The following is a 21,823-nucleotide window of genomic DNA, read 5'->3' on the forward strand; positions in this document are numbered from 1 at the left end:
CACGGGTGGTCAGATGGACGGGTGGAGTGGTTCACCGCGCCCGGGTACGCGCTCAGCCGGCTGGTGCTGCTGCGCCTGCTGGCCCTCGTCTACCTGGTCGGTTTCCTGGCGGCGGCCCGGCAGTTCCGGGCGCTGATCGGCGAGCACGGGATGCTGCCGGTGCCGCGCTACCTGCGCCACCGGCCCTTCCGGGAGGCGCCGAGCCTGTTCCAGTTCGGCTACTCGGACCGCGCCTTCGCCGCCCTCGCCGGGGGCGGGGCGCTGCTCGCCGCCGCCGTGGCGGCGGGGCTGGCCGACCTGGTGCCGCTGTGGGCCGCCATGCTGCTGTGGGCGCTGCTCTGGCTGCTGTACCTGTCGATCGTCAACGTCGGGCAGACCTGGTACTCCTTCGGCTGGGAGTCGCTGCTGCTGGAGGCCGGGTTCCTGGCGGTCTTCCTGGGCAACGACAAGGTCGCCCCGCCCGTCCTGGTGCTCTTCCTGTTCCGCTGGCTGCTGTTCCGGGTGGAGTTCGGCGCCGGGCTGATCAAGCTGCGCGGCGACCGCTGCTGGCGGGACCTGACCTGCCTGAAGTACCACCACGAGACCCAGCCGATGCCCGGACCGCTGAGCTGGTACTTCCACCACCTGCCGATGCCGCTGCACCGGGTGGAGGCGGCCGCCAACCACCTGGCCCAGCTCGGCCTGCCGGTGCTGCTGTTCGCCCCGCAGCCGGTCGCCTCCTGGGCGGCCGCGGCGATGGTGGTCACCCAGCTCTGGCTGGTCGCCTCGGGCAACTTCGCCTGGCTCAACTGGCTGACCATCGCGCTGGCCTTCGGCGCCCTGCGGCTGCCCGGGGCCGGCCGGCCGGCCACCGCGCGGGCACCGCTCTGGTACGAGGTGGTGGTGCTGGCCGCGACCGCGCTGGTGGTCTGGCTCAGCTACCGGCCGGCCCGCAACCTGCTCTCGCGCGGCCAGCTGATGAACTACTCCTTCAACCGGCTGCACCTGGTCAACACCTACGGCGCCTTCGGCAGCATCAGCCGGATCCGCTTCGAGGTGGTCGTCGAGGGCACCGACGAGGAGCGGCTGACGCCGCACACGGTGTGGCGCGCGTACGAGTTCCGCGGCAAGCCGGGCGACGTGCGGCACCGGCCGCGCCAGTACGCGCCCTACCACCTGCGGCTGGACTGGCTGATGTGGTTCGCGGCGATCTCCCCGGCCTACGCGCGCCCGTGGCTGCGGCCGTTCGCCGAGCGGCTGCTGGCGGGCGACCGGGCGACCCTGCGGCTGCTGCGGCACAACCCCTTCCCCGACGCACCGCCGACCCATGTCCGGGCGGTGCTCTACCGCTACCGGTTCACCAGCCGTCCGGAGCGGCGGGCCACCGGCGCCTGGTGGCACCGGACCAGGCTGCGGGTCTACCTGGCCCCGATGGCGCGCCGGCGCTGAGGCCCGCCAGCACCTGTCCGGCCCTAGGGATTGACCGCCAGCACCACCTTGCCGAGGTTGCGCCTGGACTCCAGCAGCGCCGCCGCCTCGGCCGCGCGCGCCAGCGGGAGGACCTGGCTGACCGGCCGCAGCCGGCCCTCGGCGAGCAGCCGCCACAGCTCGGCGCGGCAGTCGGCGACCACCTGGGGCCGGTGGCGGGCCAACTGCCCCATCGACAGGCCGGTGACCGTGGCCGCCGAGCCGAGCACGGCCCCGGCGTCCAGGGTGCCGCCGTGACCGGCCAGGGTGACCAGCCGGCCGAACGGCACCAGTGCGGCCAGCGCGCGCGGCAGCACCTCACCGCCCGTCCCCTCCAGGACCAGGTCCACCGGCTCGCCCCAGTGCGCGTCCTGGTAGCGGACCACCTCGTCCGCGCCGAGCGAGCGCAGGAAGTCGTCCTTGCCCGGGCCACCGACCGCCGCGACCACCCGGGCGGCGCCGAGGAGCTTGGCCAGCTGGACGATCAGGTGGCCGACCCCGCCCGCCGCATTGGTCACCAGGACGGACTGCCCCGGCTCCAGCGCACCGGTCCGCAGCGCCGCGAGCGCCACCAACCCCCCGTGGACCAGGCAGAGCGCGTCGGCGGCGCTCGCGCTCTCGGGCACCGGCGTGATCAGGGCGGGCGCCGCGAGCAGCTGGTCGGCGTAGACCTCGGCGGCGACCCCGCCGACCCGGTCACCGATCTGATACTCCGTCACATCCGGACCGAGCGCGGTGATCCGGCCGACGAAGCCGCCACCGGGCGAGCCGGACAGCGGGCTCCCGCCGACGCCGGCGAGCATCTTCAGCAGCATCAGGCTGACCCCGGCCGCCTCCACCGCCACCAGCACCTCACCCGAGCCGGGCACCGGCGCGGCGACCTCGTCCAGCCGCAGCACCTCGGCACCGCCGTAGCGGTGAAACCTGACCTTGCGCATGGTTCGCTCCCCCTCGAAAACCGTTGGTGACCCCAACGCTAGCAGCTTTCATTGGGATCCCCAACGACTTTAGGATGACCTCATGACGGATCCCCTGAAGGACTCCATGACCGAAGCCCCGTTCTCCCGCCTGCAGACCCTCCCGAGCTGGTTCCTCGGCCGCGCCGGAGCCCTCGCCCACCGCCTGGTAGCCGACGCGCTCGGCGAGGAGGGGGTGCGGATGGGCCACCACGCGGTGCTCTGCGCGGTGGCCGAGTTCGGCCCGCTCGCGCAGGCCGAACTCTCGCGCACCGTGCGGATCGACCCGAAGGATGTGGTGGGCATCCTCAACGACCTGCAGACCAAGGGCCTGGTGCTGCGCGACAGGGACCCCCGGGACGCCCGGAAGAACGCGATCGCACTCTCCCCGGCCGGCGCCGAGCTGCTGACCCGGCTGGAGCGGCTCGGCGACACGGCGAACGAGGAGCTGCTGACGCCGCTGGCCCCCGAGGAGCGGGAGCTGCTGCTGTCACTGGTGGCGAAGGTGATCGAGGGCCGCTGCTGAGGAGCCCCAAGCAGTGTCTTGACATCAAGTATCTTGACATCAAGATTGATATCGGCCAGGCTGCTTCCTGCTCCCCTGCGACCACGGTGGCTTCGCGGCGTCCGGAGCGGAGCGGGGGCCGGTCGTGCGGCGGAGCGGGAACGGACAGACGCTGGTGGCGCAGTTGCGCCGGCCACCGGGCGGCCGGGACGCGCGGACCATGCTGCTCACCCAGTTCCTCGACCGGACCGGGACCGGGGTGTGGGGTGCGGCCTCGGTGCTGTACTTCACCGTCGTCAGCCACCTGGACGCCCGTCAGGTGGGGCTGCTGCTGGGCGTCGCCGCGGTGGCGGGCATCGCCGGCTCACCGCTGGCCGGGCGGCTGGCGGGGCGACTGCCGGTGCGCGGACTGCTGATCGGCTGCCACCTGCTGCGCCTGTGCACCATGGGCCTGCTGCTGGTCTGCGACGGCTTCGCGACGCTGCTGCCCGTGGTCGCCGTGACCTGCCTGGGCGAGCGGGCGGCCAAGACGCTGGAAATGCTCTTCGCCACCCGGGTCGCGGGCGAGCGGCGCACCACCTACCAGGCGCTCTCCCGCAGCGCGGCCAACGCCGGCTACGCGCTGGGCGCCGGGATCGCGGCGCTCGGCCTGGCGGTGGGCACCAGGGACGCCTACCGGGCGCTGATCCTGGGCAACGCGCTCTCCTTCGCGCTGGCCGCGGCGCTGGTGCGGCGCACCCGGGAGCCGCGGGCGCACGAGCAGACCGCGGCCCGGCCGGACGGCACGGGCGGCGGCCGCCAGGACGAGCGTGCACCGAGCCCGTGGCGCGACCGCGGCTACCTGCTCTTCGTCCTGCTGGACGTCCCGATGAACCTCGACGACTCCGTGCTGAACGTCGGCCTGCCGCTGTGGCTGGTGCACCACACCCGCGCGCCGCAGGCCTTCGTGCCGGCCTTCCTGGTGCTCAACACCGTGCTGGTGGTGGCCCTCCAACTGCGGGTCTCGGCCCGGGCCGAGGGAGCGCGCCGGGCCGCGGGAGCGGTGGCGGTGTACGGCGTGACGATGCTCGCCTGCTGCGCGGTGCTGGCGGTCGCCACCGGCGGCGGGTCCTGGGCCGCCTCGCTCGCGCTGCTCGGGGCGGCGGCGCTGGTCACCCTGGCGGAGCTGATGCGCTCGGTGAGCTCCTGGGAGCTGGCGGTGCGGCTGGCACCGCCGCGGGCCCGCGCCTCCTACCTCGGGGTGGCCGGCATGTCCCAGTCCGTGCAGAAGTCGGTCGGCCCGCTGCTGCTGACCGGCGCGGTGATGACGGCCGGGCCGGCCGGCTGGCTGGCGCTCGGCACGGTGATCGCGGGGCTCGCGCTGGTGCAGCGGCGGGCCTGCCTGCGGCGGCTGGCAGCGGCACCGGCATCCGTCACGCGAGCGGCGGATGCGGCCAACCACCGTGCGGTCAGGGTTTCCTGACGTCGGATCAGCGCTGCTGGCAGCCCGGGCACCAGAACAGGTTGCGGGCCGCGTGCTGCTCGGTGCGCACCTCGGTGCCGCAGACCAGGCAGGGCTGCCCGGCCCGCCGGTAGACGTAGACCTCGCCGCCGTGGTCGTCCACCCGCGGCGGGCGGCCCATCGCCTCGGGCGTGTGCTCGGGGCGCACGGTGTCGATCCGTCCGACCGCCGCTCCCTCGCGCATCAGTTCCACCAGGTCGTGCCAGATCAGCTGCCACTCGGCCGGTGCCAGATCGCGACCGGCCCGGTGCGGGTCGATGCCGTGCCTGAAGAGCACCTCGGCGCGGTAGACGTTGCCCACCCCCGCCAGGATCTTCTGGTCCATCAGCAGCGCCGCTATGGTGCTGCGGCTGCGCGCGATCCGCTGCCAGGCGCGGTCCGGCTCGGCGTCCGCGCGCAGCGGGTCCGGGCCCAGGCGCGCGTGCACGGCGCCCTTCTCGGCGGGCGTGAGCAGTTCGCAGGTGGTCGGGCCGCGCAGGTCGGCGTACTGGTCCTCGTTCGCCAGCCGCAGCCGGATCAGGCCCACTGGCGCGGGCGCGGGGGCCGGGCCGAAGGTGACGACGCCGTACAGGCCCAGGTGGATGTGGATCCAGGCCTCGCCGAAGCCGAGGAAGAGGTGCTTGCCGTCGGCCTCGGCACGCTCCAGCGGGTGGCCGTCGACCAGCCGGGCGCCCTCGGCGAAGCGGCCCTGCGGGCTGGCGACGGCCACCGGCCGGCCGCCGAAGGCCGCCTGGTGCTGGGCGGCGAGCCGGTGCAGGATGTGGCCTTCGGGCATCGGGGCTCTCAGTTCTCGGTTCTCGGAGTTGAGTTGGCGTCGGCGGCGCAGGCGCCTCGGTTCAGCGCACCGGCCGGCCGGCCAGCCGGGCCGCGATCACCCGGTCCAGCGCCTCGGCAGTGGCGGCGACGTCCAGTTGCGAGTTGTCGATGATCGGCAGCCCGGAGTTGTACCAGCCCGCCATCCGGCCGTGGATCAGCGCGACCTCCTCGTCGCTCAGCCGCCGGTTGCCCGAGCGCCGGGCGTTGCGGGCGAGCACCGAGTCCAGACCGGGCAGCAGCACCACCGGGATCATGCCGGGGCCGATGTGCCGCTTCCAGCCGCCCAGGCCGATCGCCGGCCGGTCCGGGAAGACCGCGTCGTCGATGATGCAGGAGATGCCGTTGGCCAGGTAGTTGCGGCAGGCGAAGCCGCAGGTGCGGCGGGCCAGCCGGTACTGGGCCTCGGAGGCGTTGTTCCAGCCGGACTGCGGGTTGGCGAAACCGGAGCACACCCACTCGCGGACGTCGTCCAGGCTGATGTGCGCGGTGGCGGTGGGCCGGCGCTCGGCCCAGTGCCGGGCCACCGTGGTCTTGCCCGCGCCGGCCGGGCCGATCAGCAGCACCGCCAGCGGCCCCACCTGCTGGGGCTGCGCGGCAGCCGGCAGCTGGACCGGCGCACCGGTGGGCATCACGAAGTGCCCGGTCGCGCCGCCGGGCGACGCCGCGGCGCCCGGCGGACCGGCGGGCTGCGGCGCGGGCGGGACGGTGACCAGCGGCACGGTGTCCGGCTCGGCGGCCTGCGGCGGCGCCGGAGGCAGTGCGGGGGGCGGCACGGGAGCGCCCTGGGTGGCCGGATACGGCTGCACGCTCTGGCGCGGCGCCACCGGCGGCGGCACGACCGGGCGCGGGGGCACTCCCCCTGCGTACTGCTGCGTCACGGACACACCTCCCGGCGGGGACATTACACGCAGGCCCGGCGCCGAGCCCAGTTGCGGGCCGGGGCCGGGCCTGCGTGCAGAACCGAGGCGCGCGCCGTCAGCGGGTGGTGAGCTGCTCGGCCAGGGCGCGCAGCGCCAACTCGTAGGAGCCCAGGCCGAAGCCGGCGATGGTGCCGGAGGCGATCGCGGCGATCACCGAGGTGTGCCGGAACTCCTCGCGGGCGTACGGGTTGGAGATGTGCACCTCGATCAGCGGCGCGGTGCGCTGGGCCGCCGCGTCGCGCAGCGCGTACGAGTAGTGCGTGAAGGCACCCGGATTGATCACCACGGGGGTCTTCTCGTCGGCCGCCCAGTGCAGCCACTCGATCATCTGCTGCTCGGAGTTGGTCTCCTTGACCTCCACCTCGAAGCCCAGCTCCCGGCCGAGCTTGGTGCAGCGCTCGACCAGCCCGGCGTAGGAGGTGGCGCCGTAGACGTCCGGCTCCCGGCTGCCCAGGCGCCCCAGGTTGGGACCGTTCAGCACCAGCACCCGGCTCATCCGGAGACCTCCGCGTAGGCAGCGACCAGCAGCGACGGGTCCGGGCCCTCCAGCACGGAGGTCTTGCCCAGGCCGTCGAGCACGATGAAGCGCAGCAGGTCGCCGCGCGACTTCTTGTCGACCTTCATGGCGTCCAGCAGCTTCGGCCAGGCGTCCGCCCGGTAGCTCAGCGGCAGGCCCACCGAGGCCAGCACGGTGCGGTGCCGGTCGGCCGTCGCGTCGTCCAACCGCCCGGCCAGCCGGCCCAGTTCGGCGGCGAAGACCATGCCGACCGAGACCGCGGCGCCGTGCCGCCACTTGTAGCGCTCGTTGCGCTCGATGGCGTGCGCCAGGGTGTGCCCGTAGTTGAGGATCTCGCGCAGGCCCGACTCCTTGAGGTCGCCGGAGACCACGTCGGCCTTGACCTGGATGGCGCGCCGGATCAGCTCCACGGTGTGCGGCCCGGCGGGGGTCGCGGCACCGGCGGGGTCGGCCTCCACCAGGTCGAGGATGACCGGGTCGGCGATGAAGCCGCACTTGATCACCTCGGCCAGGCCGGAGACGTAGTCGTGCTTCGGCACGGTCTCCAGGGTGGCCAGGTCGGCGAGCACGCCCACCGGCGGGTGGAAGGCGCCGACCAGGTTCTTGCCCTCGGCGATGTTGATGCCGGTCTTGCCGCCGACCGCCGCGTCCACCATGCCCAGCAGCGTGGTGGGCATCGCGACCCAGCGCACGCCGCGCAGCCAGCTGGCGGCCACGAAGCCGGCCAGGTCGGTGGTGGCGCCGCCGCCCAGGCCCACGATCACGTCGGAGCGGGTGAACCCGGTCTGGCCGAGCACCGACCAGCAGTAGGCGGCGACCTCGGCGCTCTTGGCCTCCTCGGCGTTCGGCACCTGCAGCGCGATCGCCTCGTAGCCCTCGGCGGCCAGGTCCTCGCGGATCGCCTCGCCGGTGGCCGACAGCGCCTCGGGGTGGATGATCGCCACCCGGCGCGCCTGGTTGCCGATCAGCCCGCTCAGCTCCCCCAGCAGCTGGTGGCCGACGAGCACGTCGTACGGAGCGTGGCCGGCCGAGCCGCCGACGTGGATGGTGACGGTGTCGGTGCTGCTCATGCGTCCTTCAACTCCAGAGATTCCAGTACGGCGTCCACGACCTGCTCCGGGGTGCGCCCCTCGGTGGCCACCGTGGCGGCGGCCACCTCCAGGTAGAGCGGTCGGCGACGCTCCATCAGCTCGCGCCACTGCTGGCGCGGGTTGACCGCGAGCAGCGGGCGCGGCGCGTCCAGGCCCACCCGCTTGACGGCGTCGTGCAGCGCCACCTCCAGGTAGACCACCGGGCGGCCGGCCAGCAGCGCCCGGGTGGCGTCCGCCATCACCGCGCCGCCGCCGAGCGCCAGCACGCCGTCGTGGCCGGCCAGCGCGGCGGCGACCGCGGCGGCCTCCAGCTCGCGGAAGTGCGGCTCGCCGTCCTCGATGAAGATGTCCGGGATCGGCTTGCCGGCCCGCTGCTCGATGTCGGCGTCGGTGTCCCGGAAGCCGCAGCCGAGCCGCTCGGCGAGCAGTCGGCCCACGGTGCTCTTGCCGGCCCCCGGAGGACCGACCAGCACGGCCCTGGGCCCGCCGGACGAAGGCCCCGCGGGCATGACACCGCTCATCGGACGATCAGGTTGTCGAGGTAGCCCTGCACGTTGCGCCGGGTCTCACTGACGTGGTCCCCGCCGAACTTCTCGCTGACCGCGTCGGCCAGCACCAGCGCGACCATCGCCTCGGCGACGATGCCGGCGGCCGGCACCGCGCAGACGTCCGAACGCTGGTGGTGCGCCTTGGCCTCCTCGCCGGTGCGCACGTCGATGGTGCGCAGCGCGCGCGGCACGGTGGCGATCGGCTTCATCGCGGCCCGCACCCGCAGCAGCTCGCCGGTGGACAGGCCGCCCTCGGTGCCGCCGGAGCGCCCGGAGGTGCGCTTGACGCCCTCGGGGGTCGGCACGATCTCGTCGTGCGCCTGCGAGCCGGGGATCCGGGCCAGCTCGAAGCCGTCGCCGACCTCGACGCCCTTGATCGCCTGAATGCCCATCAGCGCGGCGGCCAGCCGCGCGTCCAGCCGGCGGTCCCAGTGCACGTGCGAGCCCAGGCCCACCGGCACGCCGTAGGCCAGCACCTCGACCACGCCGCCGAGCGTGTCACCGTCCTTGTGGGCCTGGTCGATCTCGGCGACCATCGCCTCCGAGGCCGCCGCGTCCAGGCAGCGCACCGGGTCCTCGTCCAGGCGGGCCTCGTCGGCGGGCTGCGGCAGCACGCCGGCCGGGGCCTTGGCGGCGCCCAGCTCGACCACGTGCGAGACGATCTCGATGCCGCAGGTCTCCTTGAGGAACGCGCGGGCCACCACGCCGAGTGCGACCCGGGCGGCCGTCTCGCGGGCACTGGCGCGCTCCAGGATCGGGCGGGCCTCGTCGATCGAGTACTTCTGCATGCCGGCCAGGTCGGCGTGGCCGGGGCGGGGGCGGGTCAGCGCCTCGTTGCGGGCCAGGCCCGCGAGGATGTCGGGGTCGACCGGGTCGGCCGCCATCACCTGCTGCCACTTGGGCCACTCGGTGTTGCCCACCATGATCGCCACCGGGCTGCCCATGGTCTCGCCGTGCCGCACCCCGCCGAGGAAGGTCACCTCGTCCTGCTCGAACTTCATCCGGGCGCCGCGCCCGTAGCCCAGCCGGCGCCGGGCCAGCGCATCCGCCACCGCGGCGGTGGTCACGGGCACGCCCGCGGGCAGGCCCTCCAGGGTGGCAACGAGAGCGGGGCCGTGCGACTCCCCCGCCGTGAGCCAGCGCAACGTACCCAACGGTGCTCCTTCGTCAGCGGTCCGGTTCACGGCGCTCGCGCGGCGCTCCGGGCCGGGGTTCGGTCTGCGGGCCCGTGCGGCGAGCCCTGCGGTGAATCCTTTCACGACCTCGCCCGCACGCGGGCCACGGTCCGGGGAGCGGACATGTCCGTCCCGCGTTTGATCAGGCACAATGGTGTTCGACCGCTTCCCGGCGGCCACCGGACGAGACGCGCCGTACCCGGACCGACAAGACGACGCAGACCCGTGGAGGGGTCCCCGTCATGGAACAGGCCGTGCAGATCTTCGGCTCGATTCTCATCCTGATCCCGTTCGCACTCGCCCAGTGGGGCAAGCTCGACGCGCGCTCGCGCGGCTACCTGCTGCTGAACCTGTGCGGCTCGGCGATCCTGGCCACCCAGGCCGCGCTGACCTCGCAGTGGGGGTTCCTGCTGCTGGAGGGCGTCTGGGCGGTGGTCTCACTGCTCGGCCTGGTGGCCGTGCTGCGCGGCCGGGAGCCGGGCGCGCAGCACTGAGGCCCGAGGGCCCTAACGCCCGGCCAGCGCCGCCTCGCCCGCCGCCCGCATCGCCGCCAGCGGCCCCGGGGTGATCCCGGTGAACCGCTCGCACTGCAGCACCGCCTGATGGACCAGCAGGTCGAGACCGCCGAGCACGGTGGCACCGCGCTCGGCGCAGGCGGCGGCGAGCGCGGTCGGCCAGGGGTGGTAGAGCACGTCGAACAGGGCGCCCGGGGTGGCGGTGAGCCCGTCCGCGAAGCCGTCGGTGGCGCCCACCGGGGTGGTGGAGACGGTCAGCGGGCCGGCCAGCGCCTCGGCGCCGCGCGCCCAGTCGGCGGTGCGCACCGCCACCCCCAGCCGCTCCCCCAGCTCCCGCATCTGCCGCGCCCGCTCCGGGCTGCGCAGGTAGACGGTCACCTGCTCGGCGCCGAGCCGGGCCAGCGCGGCCAGCGCGGAGGAGGCGGTGGCACCGGCGCCCAGCACCGCCGCCGCGGGCACCTGCTCGATGCCGCGCTCGCGCAGCGCCGCGACCAGGCCCGGCACGTCGGTGTTGTCACCGGTGCGCCGGCCGTCGGCCTCGAGGACCAGGGTGTTCACCGCGTCCACCGCAAGGGCGGTCTCGCTCACCTCGTCCAGCAGCCCGATCACCGCCCGCTTCAGCGGCATGGTCAGCGAGAAGCCGGCCCAGCCGCCCGGTTCGAGGCCGGCCAGGAAACCCGGCAGCCCGGCCTCGTCCAGTTCGAAGCGGCCGTACTCCCAGGCGTCCAGCCCCAACGCCCGGTAGGCGGCGTTGTGCAGCACCGGGGAGAGCGAGTGCGCGATGGGCGAGCCGAGCACGGCCGCGCGGTGGTGGATGGTCACGAGCCTGGTCACCTTTCCTGCCGGACAGAGCCGGACCAACCTACCGGCCGCCGCGCGCCCGCTACTTGCAGGTGGTGTCGCTGGCGTCGAAGGCCTGTCCGTGCGCGGTGCAGTACTGCTTCACGCCCGCCGAGAAGTCTCCCCTGTTGTTGTAGAACACCGTGTTCGTCGGGGTCATCGCGAGGAAGTACGTCCAGTCGCCCGGCGTCGGGTTGAGCACCGCCTTGATCGCGTCCTCGCCCGGGTTGGAGATCGGGGTCGGCGGCAGGCCCGGGTTGATGTAGCTGTTGTACTTGTTCGACCCGTCGTGGATCTGCGCATAGGTCAGGGTCTTGGTGCCCAGCGCGTACTGCAGCGTGGTGTCCATGCCGAGCGCGTGGTGCATGTCGTTGGACGCGAGCCGGTTGCTGATGACCCGGGCCATCTTGCCGAAGTCGGCGACGTTGTTGCCCTCCGCCTGCAGGATGCTCGCCTCGTTGACCACGTCGTAGGCGTTCTTCAGGCCGACGCTCTGGGCCGCCGTGTCCAGGTTGAGCTGGCTGTACTCGGCCAGGGCGTTGCTCACCATCTGCTTGAGCAGGTCCTCCGGCTTCATGCCCTGGGCCACCGAGTACTTGGTCGGCCACAGGAAGCCCTCGGGGTTGTTGTTCGCGTAGGCGGGCAGGCCGAGGTTGGCCGCGTTCGCCTTGGCCGCGTTCGCGGTGGTGCCCGGGGAGAGCTTCAGCTTGGTGTCGATCATCGCGTAGATGTCCGAGGACTTCTTGCCCTCGGGGACGATCAGCGAGTCACCGCCGGCCTCGCTGACCATCAGCGCCACCGCCGCGTCGCCTGACATCTGCAGCTGCATCGAGTAGTAGCCGGGCTGGATGGTCTTGTTCGCCTTGGTGTAGGCGTTGTTGAAGGCGCCCACGCTCTTGACCACGCCGGCCTTCTGCAGCACCTGCCCCATGTCGCCGGCCGAGGCACCGTCCTGGATCTGGATCTGGACCTTGCCGGTGCCGGCGCCCGTGAAGTCCGGCGGCGGGCCGAAGGTGCTCTGGTAGAAGCCGTAGCCCCACCACCCGGCGCCGCCCAGGCCGCCGAGCAGCACCAGGGCCACCAGCAGGCAGGCGCCGCCGTTGCGGCGTCCGGACTTCTTGCCCTTGGCCTTGCGCTCGGCCTCGGCCTCCTGGCTGAGGTCCTGCGGGCCGAGGAAGCCCTCGTGCCCCTCCTCGGCGAAGTCGTCCTCGGTGTGCTCGCCGTCCTCGGGGTACTCCTCGTACTCATCGTCGGCGTACTCGCCCTCGGTGCCCTCGCCCTCGGCGCTCTCCTCGCCCTCGGCGGCCTGCCGGGCCGCGGCACCCGGGTGCGCGCCGGCCTCCAGCGCGGCGGCCTCGGCCTCCCAGTCGATGCCGTCCGGCCCCGGCCCCGCGGGCCGCGGCGCCTGCTGCGGCGCGGTCCGCTGGGGCTGGGGCTGGGCCTGCGGCTGGGGCTGGGGCTGGGCGACCTGCTGGGGGACGGCCTGTTGCTGGGGCGGCTGCTGCTGGAAGCCCTGCTGCTGACCGGCGAACTGCTGCTGCTGGGGGAACTGCCCGGTGTCGAACGGCCCGGTCGCGAACTGACCGGTGTCGAACTGCTGCGAGACGTACTGCTGCGGCACCTGCTGGTAGCCGCCGTCCTGCTGCGGGTGGCCCTGCTGCTGGTACTCGGCCTGCTGCGGGTAGCCGGTCTGCTGGACGTAGCCACCCTGCTGCGGGTAGCCCTGCTGCTGCGGGTACTGCTGCTGGAAGGCCTGCTGCTGCCACTGCTGCTGGGAGTACGGGTCCTGCGGCACGTAGGCCTGCTGCTGCCCGTACTGCTCCTGGCCCTGCACCTGGTACTGGTGGTTCTGCTGCCCGTACGGATCCTGCGGGAGGTACTCCGACTCACCGGCAGTGGCGGCCTGCGCCGGCTGCTCACCGTAGCCGGGCTCGGTGGCGTGCCACGGCTGGGAGCCGTAGCCCCGACCCAGATCAGTCATGAAATCCCTTAGGCCGACGGAGACGGACGGTTGATCGGACCGGCCGTCCGGGACGGCGTCCCGGCAGTACCTCGAACCGGCGTGCTAGCGCGACGGCTGAGGGGAGACGTTACCGTACCGCACGGTACTCCCTGTTCCCTCATCGCCGCGTCAGGCCCCGACCGCGCCTCAGCGCCGCGGCCGACGGCCCGTCAGTGCCCGCTCAGTGGGGGCGGAACGGCACCGCTGGGGCTGGGGGAGGCGGAGTGCCGGGCCTGGTAGGCGTTGAACTCGTCGACGTTCTTGCGCTGCTGCTGCTCACTGTCGGTGAACCTGGTGTCGCCGGGGCGCACTGTGACGAAATAGATCCAGTCCCCCGGCGCCGGGTTCAGCGCGGCCTGGATCGCGTCGTGCCCGGGGTTGTCGATCGGGGTCGGCGGCAGGCCGGGCACCCGGTAGGTGTTGAACGGCGAGTCGAGCTGGGTGTCGCTCACCGTGGTGTGCAGGGTGGTGCGGCCCAGCGCGTAGTTGATGGTGGAGTCCAGTTGGAGCGGCATCGAGCGGGCCAGCCGGTTGTAGATGACCCGGGCCACCTTCGCCATGTCGTCCGGGTTGTCCGACTCGCCCTGCACCAGACTGGCCACCACCAGCGCCTGGTAACCGGTCAGCCCGCTGATCTCGGGGTGGTCGAGGTCGTCGGCGCCGAACTCGTGGCCGGCCCGGGCCACCATCTGCTGGAGCAGGCCGAGCGCCGTGGTGTCGCCGGTCACGCTGTAGGTGGAGGGGTAGAAGAGACCCTCCGGGTTGCCGCCCGCGTAGTCCGGCAGGTTGAGGTCGGCCAGGTGCTGCTCGGCGGTGTGCTGGGCGGTGCCGGGCGGCAGGTTCAGCCGCTGGTCGATGGCGGTGTAGACCTGGCTGGCCCGACGGCCCTCCGGGATGGTCAGCGCATTGGCGTTGGCCGGGTTGCCGAGCACCCCCAGCGCGGCGCCGGCCGACATCCGGCGGCGCAGCGCGTAGGTGCCGGGCTGGATCCTGGCGGTGCTGTTGGCCGCGGCGGAGGTGAACGCCTTGACGCTGGCCACCACCTGGTTCTGCTGCAGGATCTGGCCGATCCGGGTGAGGCTGGCGCCGGTCGGCACCGAGATCTGGATCACGGTCCCGTGGCCGCCTCCCGCGTAGTCGGCCGGGCGGGTCGGCCCCGAGTGGACGAACACGGCCCGCAGGCCCAGCAGCGTGCCGCCGGCCAGCAGCGCGAGCAGCAGCAGGGTGAGCCCGCAGGCCAGACCGGTGCGGTCGGGGTGCTTCGACGGCGGTTCGGCGGGCAGCTCGTCGGCGGGGTCGGCTCCGGTGCACAGGTCGTCGGGAGCCGGGGCCGGCTCGAAGGCCGGGGCCCCGAGATGACCCGGGCTCAGCCCGGGCACCGCGTCCTGGTCCATCGCCTCTGCCCCTTGTGTGCCCTTGCCCGGTCAGCGAGGAGGCCCGCCCGGACGCGTCCGGGCGGGCCCCTGAGCACACATTAGGAAGAGTGATCAGCTGACTGGTGCGACACTCTCACCGGGCGGCCGACCGCTCACTCGTTCAGCCTCCAGGGCACTCTGCAGGATCACCACGGCCGCGGCCTGGTCGATCGCCGACCGGCCCTTCTTGGCCTTCACGCCCGCGGCGCGCATGCCCTGGGCCGCGGTCACCGTGGTCATCCGCTCGTCCACCAGCCGCACCGGCACCGGGGCGAGCAGCGCGGCCAGCCGGCCCGCGTAGCCGCGGACCTTCGCAGCCGCCGGGCCCTCCTTGCCGCTCAGCGAGCGCGGCAGGCCGACCACCACCTCGATGGCGTCGTACTCCTCGACGATGGCCTTGAGCCGCCCCTGGGAACGGCCCCCGGCGGGGACCGTCTCCACGGGCGTGGCGATCAGCCCGTCGGGGTCGCAGGAGGCGACCCCGATCCGGGCGTCACCGACGTCGACGGCGATCCGCCGGCCCCGGCGCCAGGGCTTGGGCTCCTGGAGTTGCGGCTCCATCAGGCGGCGCGCTCCGCGACCAGGGCGCGCACGGCCTCGATGGCCGCGCCGACGGCGGCCGGGTCGGTGCCGCCGCCCTGGGCCACGTCGTCCTTGCCGCCACCGCCGCCGCCGAGGGTCTTGGCGGCGGCGCGCACCAGCTCGCCGGCCTTGACGCCGCGCGAGCGGGCGTCCTCGTTGGTGGCGATCACGGTGAGCGGACGGTCGTTCACCACGGTGAACGCGGCGACCACGGCCGGGCGCGAGCCCAGGCGGCCGCGCACGTCCAGGACCAGCTTGCGCAGCTCGTCCGCGCCGGTGCCGTCGGCGACCCGGGCGGCGACCAGGGCCACGCCCCGGACGTCCTCGGCGCCCTGGGCCAGACCGGCAGCCGCGGCCAGCACCTTCTCGGCGCGGAACTTCTCGATCTCCTTCTCGGCGTCCTTGAGCTTGGTGAGCATCCCGGAGATCTTCTCCGGCAGCTCCTCCGGACGGCCCTTGACCAGTTCGGTCAGCTGGGCCACCACGGTGTGCTCACGGGCCAGGAACTTGTAGGCGTCCACGCCGACCAGCGCCTCGACCCGGCGCACGCCGGAGCCGATCGAGGACTCGCCGAGCAGCTTCACCAGGCCCAGCTGGGCGGTGTTGCCGACGTGCGTACCACCGCACAGCTCCTTGGAGAAGTCGCCGATGGTGACCACGCGCACCGAGTCGCCGTACTTCTCGCCGAACATCGCGATGGCGCCCTGCTTGCGGGCCTCGTCCATCGTCATCACCTCGGCGGTGACGTCGAGTTCGCGGGTCAGCACCTCGTTGATCTTCTGCTCGACGTCGGTCAGCACGGTGCCGGGGACGGCGGCCGGCGAGCCGAAGTCGAAGCGGAAGCGGCCGGGGGCGTTCTCCGAACCGGCCTGGGCGGCCGTGGGGCCGAGCGCGTCGCGCAGCGCCTGGTGGGTCAGGTGGGTGGCGCTGTGGGCGCGGGAGACCGCGCGGCGGCGCTCGATGTCGATGGTGGCGTAGGCCGAGGCCCCGAGCACCACCTCACCGAAGAGCACCCCGCCGGAGTGCACGACCACCCCGGGCACCGGCTGCTGGACGTCGCGGACCTCGACGACGGCACCCGAGTCGAGCCGGATCCGGCCGTGGTCGGCGAGCTGGCCGCCGCCCTCGGCGTAGAAGGGGGTGCGGTCGAGGATGATCTCGACCTCGTCGCCCTCGGTGGCGGCCGGCGCCGGGGCGCCGTTCACCAGCAGGCCGACGACGGTGGCCTCGCCCTCGGTGCTGTTGTAGCCGGTGAAGACGGAGGCGCCGGACCGGTCCGCCACCTCGCGGTAGGCGGCCACGTCCGCGTGGCCCATCTTCTTGGCCTTGGCGTCGGCCTTGGCGCGGTCGCGCTGCTCCTGCATCAGGCGGCGGAAGCCGGCCTCGTCGACGGCCAGACCCTGCTCCTCGGCCATCTCCAGGGTGAGGTCGATCGGGAAGCCGTAGGTGTCGTGCAGCTTGAACGCCTGCTCACCGCTGAGCGCGGCGTGGCCGGCCTGCTTGGTCTCGGTGACCGCGGCGTCCAGCAGCTGGGTGCCGCTGCGCAGGGTCTGCAGGAAGGCGGACTCCTCGGCGACGGCGACGGTGTCGATCCGCTTGCGGTCCGTCTCCAGCACGGGGTACTGCGGGGACATCGCCTCGATGGTGATGTCGACCAGCTCCTTGGCCACCGGGGCGGTGGCACCGAGCAGGCGCATGTTGCGGATCGCGCGGCGCAGGATGCGGCGCAGCACGTAGCCGCGGCCCTCGTTGCCCGGGGTGACGCCGTCGCCGATCAGCATCACGGCGGTGCGGATGTGGTCGGTGACCACGCGCAGCGAGACGTCGGACTTGTGGTCGGCGCCGTAGGTGTGGCCGGTCAGCTCGGCGGCCCGGTCCAGGATCAGGCGGCTGGTGTCGATCTCGAAGAGGTTGTCGACGCCCTGCAGGATCGCGGCCAGGCGCTCCAGGCCGAGACCGGTGTCGATGTTCTTGCTCGGCAGGTCGCCGAGGATCTCGAAACCGTCCTTGCCGTCACCGTGGCCGCGCTCGTACTGCATGAAGACCAGGTTCCAGATCTCCAGGTAGCGCTCGCCGTTGACGGCCGGGCCGCCCTCCTCGCCGTAGGCGGGGCCGCGGTCGTAGTTGATCTCCGAGCAGGGGCCGCACGGTCCCGGCACGCCCATCGACCAGAAGTTGTCCTTCATGCCCAGGCGCTGGATGCGCTCCGAGGGCACGCCGATGACGTCCCGCCAGATCTGCTCGGCCTCGTCGTCGTCCTTGTAGACGGTGATCCAGAGCTTCTCCTTCTCCAGGCCGTAGCCGCCGTCCGCGACGGAGGAAGTGAGCAGCTCCCAAGCGAACTTGATGGCCCCTTCCTTGAAGTAGTCGCCGAAGGAGAAGTTGCCGCACATCTGGAAGAACGAGCCGTGCCGGGTGGTCTTGCCGACCTCCTCGATGTCCAGCGTGCGCACGCACTTCTGGACACTGGTGGCACGGGAGAACTGGGGCTTGACCTCGCCCAGGAAGTACGGCTTGAACGGCACCATGCCGGCGTTGACCAGCAGCAGGGTGGGGTCGTCGGCGACCAGGGACGCCGACGGAACGACGGTGTGGCCGCGCTCCTCGAAGAAGCGCAGCCAGCGGCGGCGGATCTCTGCCGACTCCATGAGTGGTCCTTCCGGTTAAGGGTGCTTGTCCCGGCGCTGCTCGAGCTGACGGGGCGTTGACGCGATGACATAGGGGGTGATGACGCGCGACGGGGGCAGGGCGGCGACCTGGCCTGGGCCCGGTGCCGCCTCGATAGCTCGCGCCGCGCGGCGGGCGGGTGGCTCGACCACCGCGGTGCCGTCCAGGCCGAGGTCGGCCCGCAGCTGCTCCTCGCGCTCGGCCATGCCGGCCCGGACCTCCAGGGCGAAGCGCTTGGCCGTGTCGCCCAGGTGCAGCGCGCTGCGGGCGGCGGCGCCCGAGAGGCTGTCAGGGGTGAGCCGGCGGGTGGCCTCGTTGGCCTTGTTCATGGCCCAGACGGCGGCGCCGGCGCCGACCGTCATCCAGAAGATGCGACGTACCACGGTGCATCAGCCCTTCACGGCTCGCCGGACGCGGGAGAGCAGCCCGCCCCTGGGGGCGGTGGCGGCCCGCACCTCGGCACGGATCAGCTGGGCCAGCGCCTCGCGCTCGCTGCTCTGCGCGGGCACGGTCAGCCCGGCCTGCTGGCGGCCGACGGCCTTGCGCACGCCGTAGCTGAACGCCGCCATCTTGACCAGCGGTCCGCCCAGGGTGGCGGCCACGGTGGAGGAGAGCGCGTTGGCGTTGGCGGCGGCGTCCTGCACGTTGGCGGTGATGTCGTCGACCCGCTCCAGCTGCTCCTGGGCGCTGCGCACGGCGGCGCTGGCGTCGGAGAGCAACGGGACGGCCTGCTCGGTGACGGCCGAGACCAGCACGGTGGCCTCGCGCAACACCTTGGACAGGCGGACCAGGACGACGGCGAGCAGGGTGACCAGCACGACCCAGCCCACGGCAACCAGTAGGCCGGCCAGCTCTCCCACGGACACCCGCGTGCTCCCTTCACTCCTCAGAGTGGAACCCTATCGCGCCGCGGACCGTGGTCGGACCGGATAAAGCGCTGGCCGCGCGGGTCGTACCGGGCCGGCCGAGGGGCCGGGCCGGGAACGCGAAAGCCCCCGCGGCCCGAAGGCCGCGGGGGCTCCCGCCCCGGTACCGGGGTACCGGGCTCGCGGGTCAGCGCGAGTAGTACTCGACGACCAGCTGCTCGTCGCAGATCACGGGGACCTCACGACGCTGCGGGGCGCGGTCCAGGCGGAAGGCCAGGGCCTTGAGGTTGACCTCGAGGTACTTCGGGGTCTGGCCCTCACCCGCGTAGCCACCCTCACGGGCGACCTGGAACGGGACCTTCTCCTTGGACTTCTCCTTGACCGTGACGACGTAGCCCGGCTTCATCTGGAACGACGGCTTGTTGACCTTGCCGCCGTTGACCTCGATGTGACCGTGCACGACCATCTGGCGGGCCTGGTAGATGGTCCGGGCGATGCCCGAACGCAGCACCAGCGAGTCGAGACGGGTCTCGAGCTCGGCGACCAGCGCCTCACCGGTCTTGCCCTCGGCCTTCTTCGCGCGGTCGAACGCGCGGGCCATCTGCTTCTCGCTCAGGTCGTACTGGGCGCGCAGACGCTGCTTCTCGAGCAGACGGACCTTGTAGTCCGAGTTCTGCTTGCGGCCACGGCCGTGCTGGCCGGGCGGGTACGGGCGGGCCTCGAAGTACTTGACGGACTTCGGGGTCAGCGGCACGCCAAGAGCACGCGCGATCTTGACCTTGGGACGCTTCTGGTTCGCCATGGAACCAAACCTCTTTCAGTGTGCGAATACGGCTTCACCAGGTGTTGACGGAGGTCGCCTCTCGCGGTCCGGAGAAAAACCACCAGGGGTGGTCAGCCGCTCTCCGAGGCCGGGCACTGACGTGCATGCACACGCGCGGCTGCGTCATCCGGTGAAGGCGACGGGCCGCCCGCGACACCTGTGAAGGTGCGCGACGCTCCTGGCGGCTCCCGCAGGGGAAGCCGCGGGCCGTTGTCCCGCTGGTGCGGCCGGTCAGCCGTACGGCTGCCGGACCCGGAACAAGGCACTTCGGCCGAGTATACCGGCTGATCACCGGGCCGATGACCGCAGGGCCGCCCGCTCACTCACCCGAGGGCTTGGGCCGCTCCCCCTTGAGGCGGGCCCTGGTCCACTCCACGATGTCCGCGTACCGGGCCTCGCCGCCGTGCCGGGTCGGCTGGTAGTAGGCCTTGCCGTGCACCGTGTCCGGCGCGTACTGCTGGGCGGCGATGCCGCCGGGCAGGTCGTGCGGGTACTGGTAGCCCTGCGCGTGGCCCAGCTTGGCGGCGCCGGCGTAGTGGCCGTCGCGCAGGTGCGGCGGAACGGCGCCGGCCAGGCCCTGGCGCACGTCGGCCAGCGCCGCGTCGATGGCCAGGTAGGCGGCGTTGGACTTGGGCGCGAGGGCCAGCGCGATGGCGGCCTGGGAGAGGATGATCCGGGCCTCGGGGAACCCGATCAGCGCCACCGCCTGGGCCGCCGCGACGGCGGTGGGCAGCGCGGTCGGGTCGGCCAGGCCGATGTCCTCGCTGGCGGAGATCATCAGGCGCCGGGCGATGAACCGCGGGTCCTCCCCCGCCTCGATCATCCGGGCCAGGTAGTGCAGGGTGGCGTCCACGTCGCTGCCCCGGATCGACTTGATCAGCGCACTGGCCACGTCGTAGTGCTGGTCGCCGTCCTTGTCGTACCGCACCGCGGCCTGGTTGACGGCGGTCTCGGTGGTGGCCAGGGTGAGCTCGGCCTCGCCCTGCTCCAGCGCGGCCCCGGCCGCCGCCTCCAGCGTGGTCAGCGCCCGCCGGGCGTCGCCGCCGGCCAGGCGCACCAGGTGGTCCTCGGCCTCCTGGCCGAGGACCACGCTGCCGGCCAGGCCGCGCTCGTCGGCCGCCGCGCGGCGCAGCAGGGCGCGGATGTCCTCGTCGGTGAGCGACTGCAGGGTCAGCAGCAGGGAGCGGGAGAGCAGCGGGGAGATCACCGAGAAGTACGGGTTCTCGGTGGTGGCGGCGATCAGGGTGACCCAGCGGTTCTCCACGGCGGGCAGCAACGAGTCCTGCTGGGCCTTGGAGAAGCGGTGGATCTCGTCCAGGAAGAGCACCGTCTCCTTGCCGCTCATGCCCACCGCGCGGCGCGCGCCCTCGATCACCGCGCGCACCTCCTTGACCCCGGCGGTGATCGCGGACAGCTCGACGAAGCGGCCCTCCACGGCCTGGCTGATCACGTGCGCGAGGGTGGTCTTGCCCGTGCCGGGCGGCCCCCAGAGGATCACCGAGCTGGTCGCCGCCGGCCCGCGCGAGCCGGCCACCAGCCGCCGCAGCGGTGAGCCGTCGGCCAGCAGGTGGCGCTGCCCGGCCACCTCGTCCAGGGTGCGCGGGCGCATCCGCACCGCCAGCGGGGCGCGCCCGGGCTCCTGCGCCTGGCGGTCCTCGGCGGCTGCGGTGAAGAGGTCCGGTTCGTCCACCCCGCCACCCTATGCGAGTGGACCGACAGGCTCAGTCGTGCTTGTGCTTGTGCTTGCGCCGGCCCGTCGGGAGCTTGACCTCGCGCAGCGCGGCGGCGTGGTCCGGGACGTACTTCTGCAGATCGCGCGGGGGACGCTGGTAGCCCTTGGAGGCCGGGCGCGGGGGCAGGGCGACGGGCGGCTTGGTGACGTCGGTGTAGGGGAGCGTGGAGAGCAGGTGGGCGATCATGTTGATCCGGGCCCGGCGCTTGTCGTCGCTCTCCACCACGTTCCACGGCGACTCGGGGATGTCGGTGTAGACGAACATCTCGTCCTTGGCCCGCGAGTAGTCCTCCCACCGGCTGATCGACTCGGTGTCCATCGGGGAGAGCTTCCAGCGCCGCATCGGGTCGTCCAGCCGGGACTGGAACCGGCGCTCCTGCTCGGTGTCGCTGACCGAGAACCAGTACTTGCGCAGCTCGATGCCGGCCTCGATGAGCATCCGCTCGAAGGTCGGGCACTGGTGCAGGAACTGCCAGTACTCCTCGTCGGTGCAGAAGCCCATCACCTTCTCCACCCCGGCCCGGTTGTACCAGCTGCGGTCGAACAGGACGATCTCGCCCTTCGCCGGCAGCTGCTCCACGTAGCGCTGGAAGTACCACTGGCCGCGCTGGCGCTCGGTGGGGGCGGGCAGCGCGGCGATCCGGGCCACGCGCGGGTTGAGGTACTCGGTCACCCGTTTGATGACGCCGCCCTTGCCCGCCGCATCGCGCCCCTCGAAGACCACCACGAGGCGCACCCCCTCGACCCGCACCCACTCCTGCAGCTTCACCAACTCGTTCTGCAGCCTGAGCAGTTCGGTCTCATAGGGCGCCTTGGCAAGACGCGGCTGCCTGGCGGGCTGGTCGGACATGGCGGCGCCTCCCGGGGAGCGGAGCTGACGACCTTTCACATTAGGGCCGCTCGCCG

General features: G+C 72.9%; 21 protein-coding genes and 1 riboswitch. Of the genes, 4 read left to right on the forward strand and 17 right to left on the reverse strand.

Translation table 11 applies throughout. The annotated features are described in order from the left end of the window. Positions 1 to 21: 21 nt before the first annotated feature. Positions 22 to 1,428 carry a lipase maturation factor family protein gene (locus tag OG500_RS07855; RefSeq protein WP_327065689.1) on the forward strand — a complete coding sequence of 469 codons (1,407 nt, stop codon included), beginning with the start codon at positions 22 to 24 and terminating at the stop codon, positions 1,426 to 1,428. Positions 1,429 to 1,451: 23 nt separating this feature from the next. Here OG500_RS07855 and OG500_RS07860 read toward each other — a convergent pair whose 3' ends face one another. Beyond that, entirely contained in the window at positions 1,452 to 2,384 is a 933-nt protein-coding gene (locus OG500_RS07860; protein ID WP_329578078.1) for a quinone oxidoreductase family protein, read from the reverse strand. 82 nt (positions 2,385 to 2,466) lie between these two features. Here OG500_RS07860 and OG500_RS07865 point away from each other — a divergent pair, with 82 nt between their 5' ends. Continuing rightward, positions 2,467 to 2,928 carry a MarR family winged helix-turn-helix transcriptional regulator gene (locus OG500_RS07865; protein WP_442907012.1) on the forward strand — a complete coding sequence of 154 codons (462 nt, stop codon included), beginning with the start codon at positions 2,467 to 2,469 and terminating at the stop codon, positions 2,926 to 2,928. 154 nt (positions 2,929 to 3,082) lie between these two features. Further along, the gene (locus OG500_RS07870; RefSeq protein WP_329578082.1) at positions 3,083 to 4,369 is read left to right on the forward strand and encodes an MFS transporter; all 1,287 of its coding nucleotides are present in this window, start codon (positions 3,083 to 3,085) and stop codon (positions 4,367 to 4,369) included. 7 nt (positions 4,370 to 4,376) lie between these two features. On the opposite strand, the gene OG500_RS07875 is transcribed toward OG500_RS07870, so the two are convergent. The 6 genes from OG500_RS07875 to aroC all read right to left on the reverse strand — a co-directional run bounded on the left by OG500_RS07875 (position 4,377) and on the right by aroC (position 9,454). Continuing rightward, positions 4,377 to 5,183, reverse strand: coding sequence for an Fpg/Nei family DNA glycosylase (locus tag OG500_RS07875; protein WP_329578085.1), 807 nt, complete (start codon positions 5,181 to 5,183; stop codon positions 4,377 to 4,379). Between the two features lie 61 nt (positions 5,184 to 5,244). Next, the gene (locus tag OG500_RS07880; protein ID WP_329578088.1) at positions 5,245 to 6,126 is read right to left on the reverse strand and encodes an AAA family ATPase; all 882 of its coding nucleotides are present in this window, start codon (positions 6,124 to 6,126) and stop codon (positions 5,245 to 5,247) included. A gap of 73 nt (positions 6,127 to 6,199) precedes the next feature. Then, positions 6,200 to 6,640: a type II 3-dehydroquinate dehydratase gene (gene aroQ, locus OG500_RS07885; protein ID WP_327065694.1), complete on the reverse strand. Its 441-nt coding sequence runs from the start codon at positions 6,638 to 6,640 to the stop codon at positions 6,200 to 6,202. Next, the gene (gene aroB / locus OG500_RS07890) at positions 6,637 to 7,731 is read right to left on the reverse strand and encodes a 3-dehydroquinate synthase (protein WP_327065695.1); all 1,095 of its coding nucleotides are present in this window, start codon (positions 7,729 to 7,731) and stop codon (positions 6,637 to 6,639) included. The genes aroQ and aroB overlap by 4 nt, the downstream gene beginning before the upstream one ends. Further along, positions 7,728 to 8,273, reverse strand: coding sequence for a shikimate kinase (locus tag OG500_RS07895; protein ID WP_329578092.1), 546 nt, complete (start codon positions 8,271 to 8,273; stop codon positions 7,728 to 7,730). The genes aroB and OG500_RS07895 overlap by 4 nt, the downstream gene beginning before the upstream one ends. Further along, a complete protein-coding gene (gene aroC / locus OG500_RS07900; RefSeq protein WP_327065697.1) occupies positions 8,270 to 9,454 on the reverse strand; it encodes a chorismate synthase in 1,185 nt (394 codons plus the stop codon). The genes OG500_RS07895 and aroC overlap by 4 nt, the downstream gene beginning before the upstream one ends. Positions 9,455 to 9,632: 178 nt before the next feature. Next, positions 9,633 to 9,697: riboswitch (guanidine-III (ykkC-III) riboswitch) on the forward strand. Between the two features lie 20 nt (positions 9,698 to 9,717). Between aroC and OG500_RS07905 the strand changes: the two genes are divergently transcribed. Further along, positions 9,718 to 9,969, forward strand: a complete 252-nt coding sequence (locus OG500_RS07905; protein WP_327065698.1) for a CBU_0592 family membrane protein — start codon at positions 9,718 to 9,720, stop codon at positions 9,967 to 9,969. Positions 9,970 to 9,981: 12 nt separating this feature from the next. Here the strand turns inward: OG500_RS07905 and OG500_RS07910 are convergent, their stop codons facing one another. The 10 genes from OG500_RS07910 to ppk2 all read right to left on the reverse strand — a co-directional run bounded on the left by OG500_RS07910 (position 9,982) and on the right by ppk2 (position 21,767). After that, positions 9,982 to 10,824 carry a shikimate dehydrogenase gene (locus OG500_RS07910; protein WP_442907013.1) on the reverse strand — a complete coding sequence of 281 codons (843 nt, stop codon included), beginning with the start codon at positions 10,822 to 10,824 and terminating at the stop codon, positions 9,982 to 9,984. A 49-nt stretch (positions 10,825 to 10,873) separates the two neighbouring features. After that, on the reverse strand, positions 10,874 to 12,811 hold the full coding sequence (gene mltG, locus OG500_RS07915) for an endolytic transglycosylase MltG (protein ID WP_329578096.1): 1,938 nt from the start codon (positions 12,809 to 12,811) through the stop codon (positions 10,874 to 10,876). 191 nt (positions 12,812 to 13,002) lie between these two features. Further along, on the reverse strand, positions 13,003 to 14,226 hold the full coding sequence (gene mltG / locus OG500_RS07920; protein WP_327065701.1) for an endolytic transglycosylase MltG: 1,224 nt from the start codon (positions 14,224 to 14,226) through the stop codon (positions 13,003 to 13,005). A gap of 93 nt (positions 14,227 to 14,319) precedes the next feature. Beyond that, complete coding sequence (gene ruvX / locus OG500_RS07925) at positions 14,320 to 14,808, reverse strand: Holliday junction resolvase RuvX (protein WP_327065702.1); 489 nt, start codon at positions 14,806 to 14,808, stop codon at positions 14,320 to 14,322. Further along, entirely contained in the window at positions 14,808 to 17,477 is a 2,670-nt protein-coding gene (gene alaS / locus OG500_RS07930; RefSeq protein ID WP_327065703.1) for an alanine--tRNA ligase, read from the reverse strand. The genes ruvX and alaS overlap by 1 nt, the downstream gene beginning before the upstream one ends. Positions 17,478 to 17,492: 15 nt before the next feature. Further along, positions 17,493 to 17,879, reverse strand: a complete 387-nt coding sequence (locus OG500_RS07935; RefSeq protein WP_329578102.1) for a DUF6167 family protein — start codon at positions 17,877 to 17,879, stop codon at positions 17,493 to 17,495. A gap of 6 nt (positions 17,880 to 17,885) precedes the next feature. Continuing rightward, positions 17,886 to 18,362 (reverse strand): DUF948 domain-containing protein, encoded by a 477-nt coding sequence (locus OG500_RS07940; RefSeq protein ID WP_327065705.1) that lies wholly within the window; start codon positions 18,360 to 18,362, stop codon positions 17,886 to 17,888. 187 nt (positions 18,363 to 18,549) lie between these two features. After that, on the reverse strand, positions 18,550 to 19,164 hold the full coding sequence (gene rpsD / locus OG500_RS07945; RefSeq protein ID WP_327065706.1) for a 30S ribosomal protein S4: 615 nt from the start codon (positions 19,162 to 19,164) through the stop codon (positions 18,550 to 18,552). Positions 19,165 to 19,504: 340 nt separating this feature from the next. Then, entirely contained in the window at positions 19,505 to 20,875 is a 1,371-nt protein-coding gene (locus OG500_RS07950) for a replication-associated recombination protein A (RefSeq protein ID WP_327065707.1), read from the reverse strand. A gap of 31 nt (positions 20,876 to 20,906) precedes the next feature. Next, the gene (gene ppk2, locus OG500_RS07955; RefSeq protein ID WP_329578106.1) at positions 20,907 to 21,767 is read right to left on the reverse strand and encodes a polyphosphate kinase 2; all 861 of its coding nucleotides are present in this window, start codon (positions 21,765 to 21,767) and stop codon (positions 20,907 to 20,909) included. Between the last annotated feature and the right edge of the window lie 56 nt (positions 21,768 to 21,823).

Source organism: Kitasatospora sp. NBC_01250, from assembly GCF_036226465.1.
Classification (GTDB): Bacteria; Actinomycetota; Actinomycetes; order Streptomycetales; family Streptomycetaceae; genus Kitasatospora.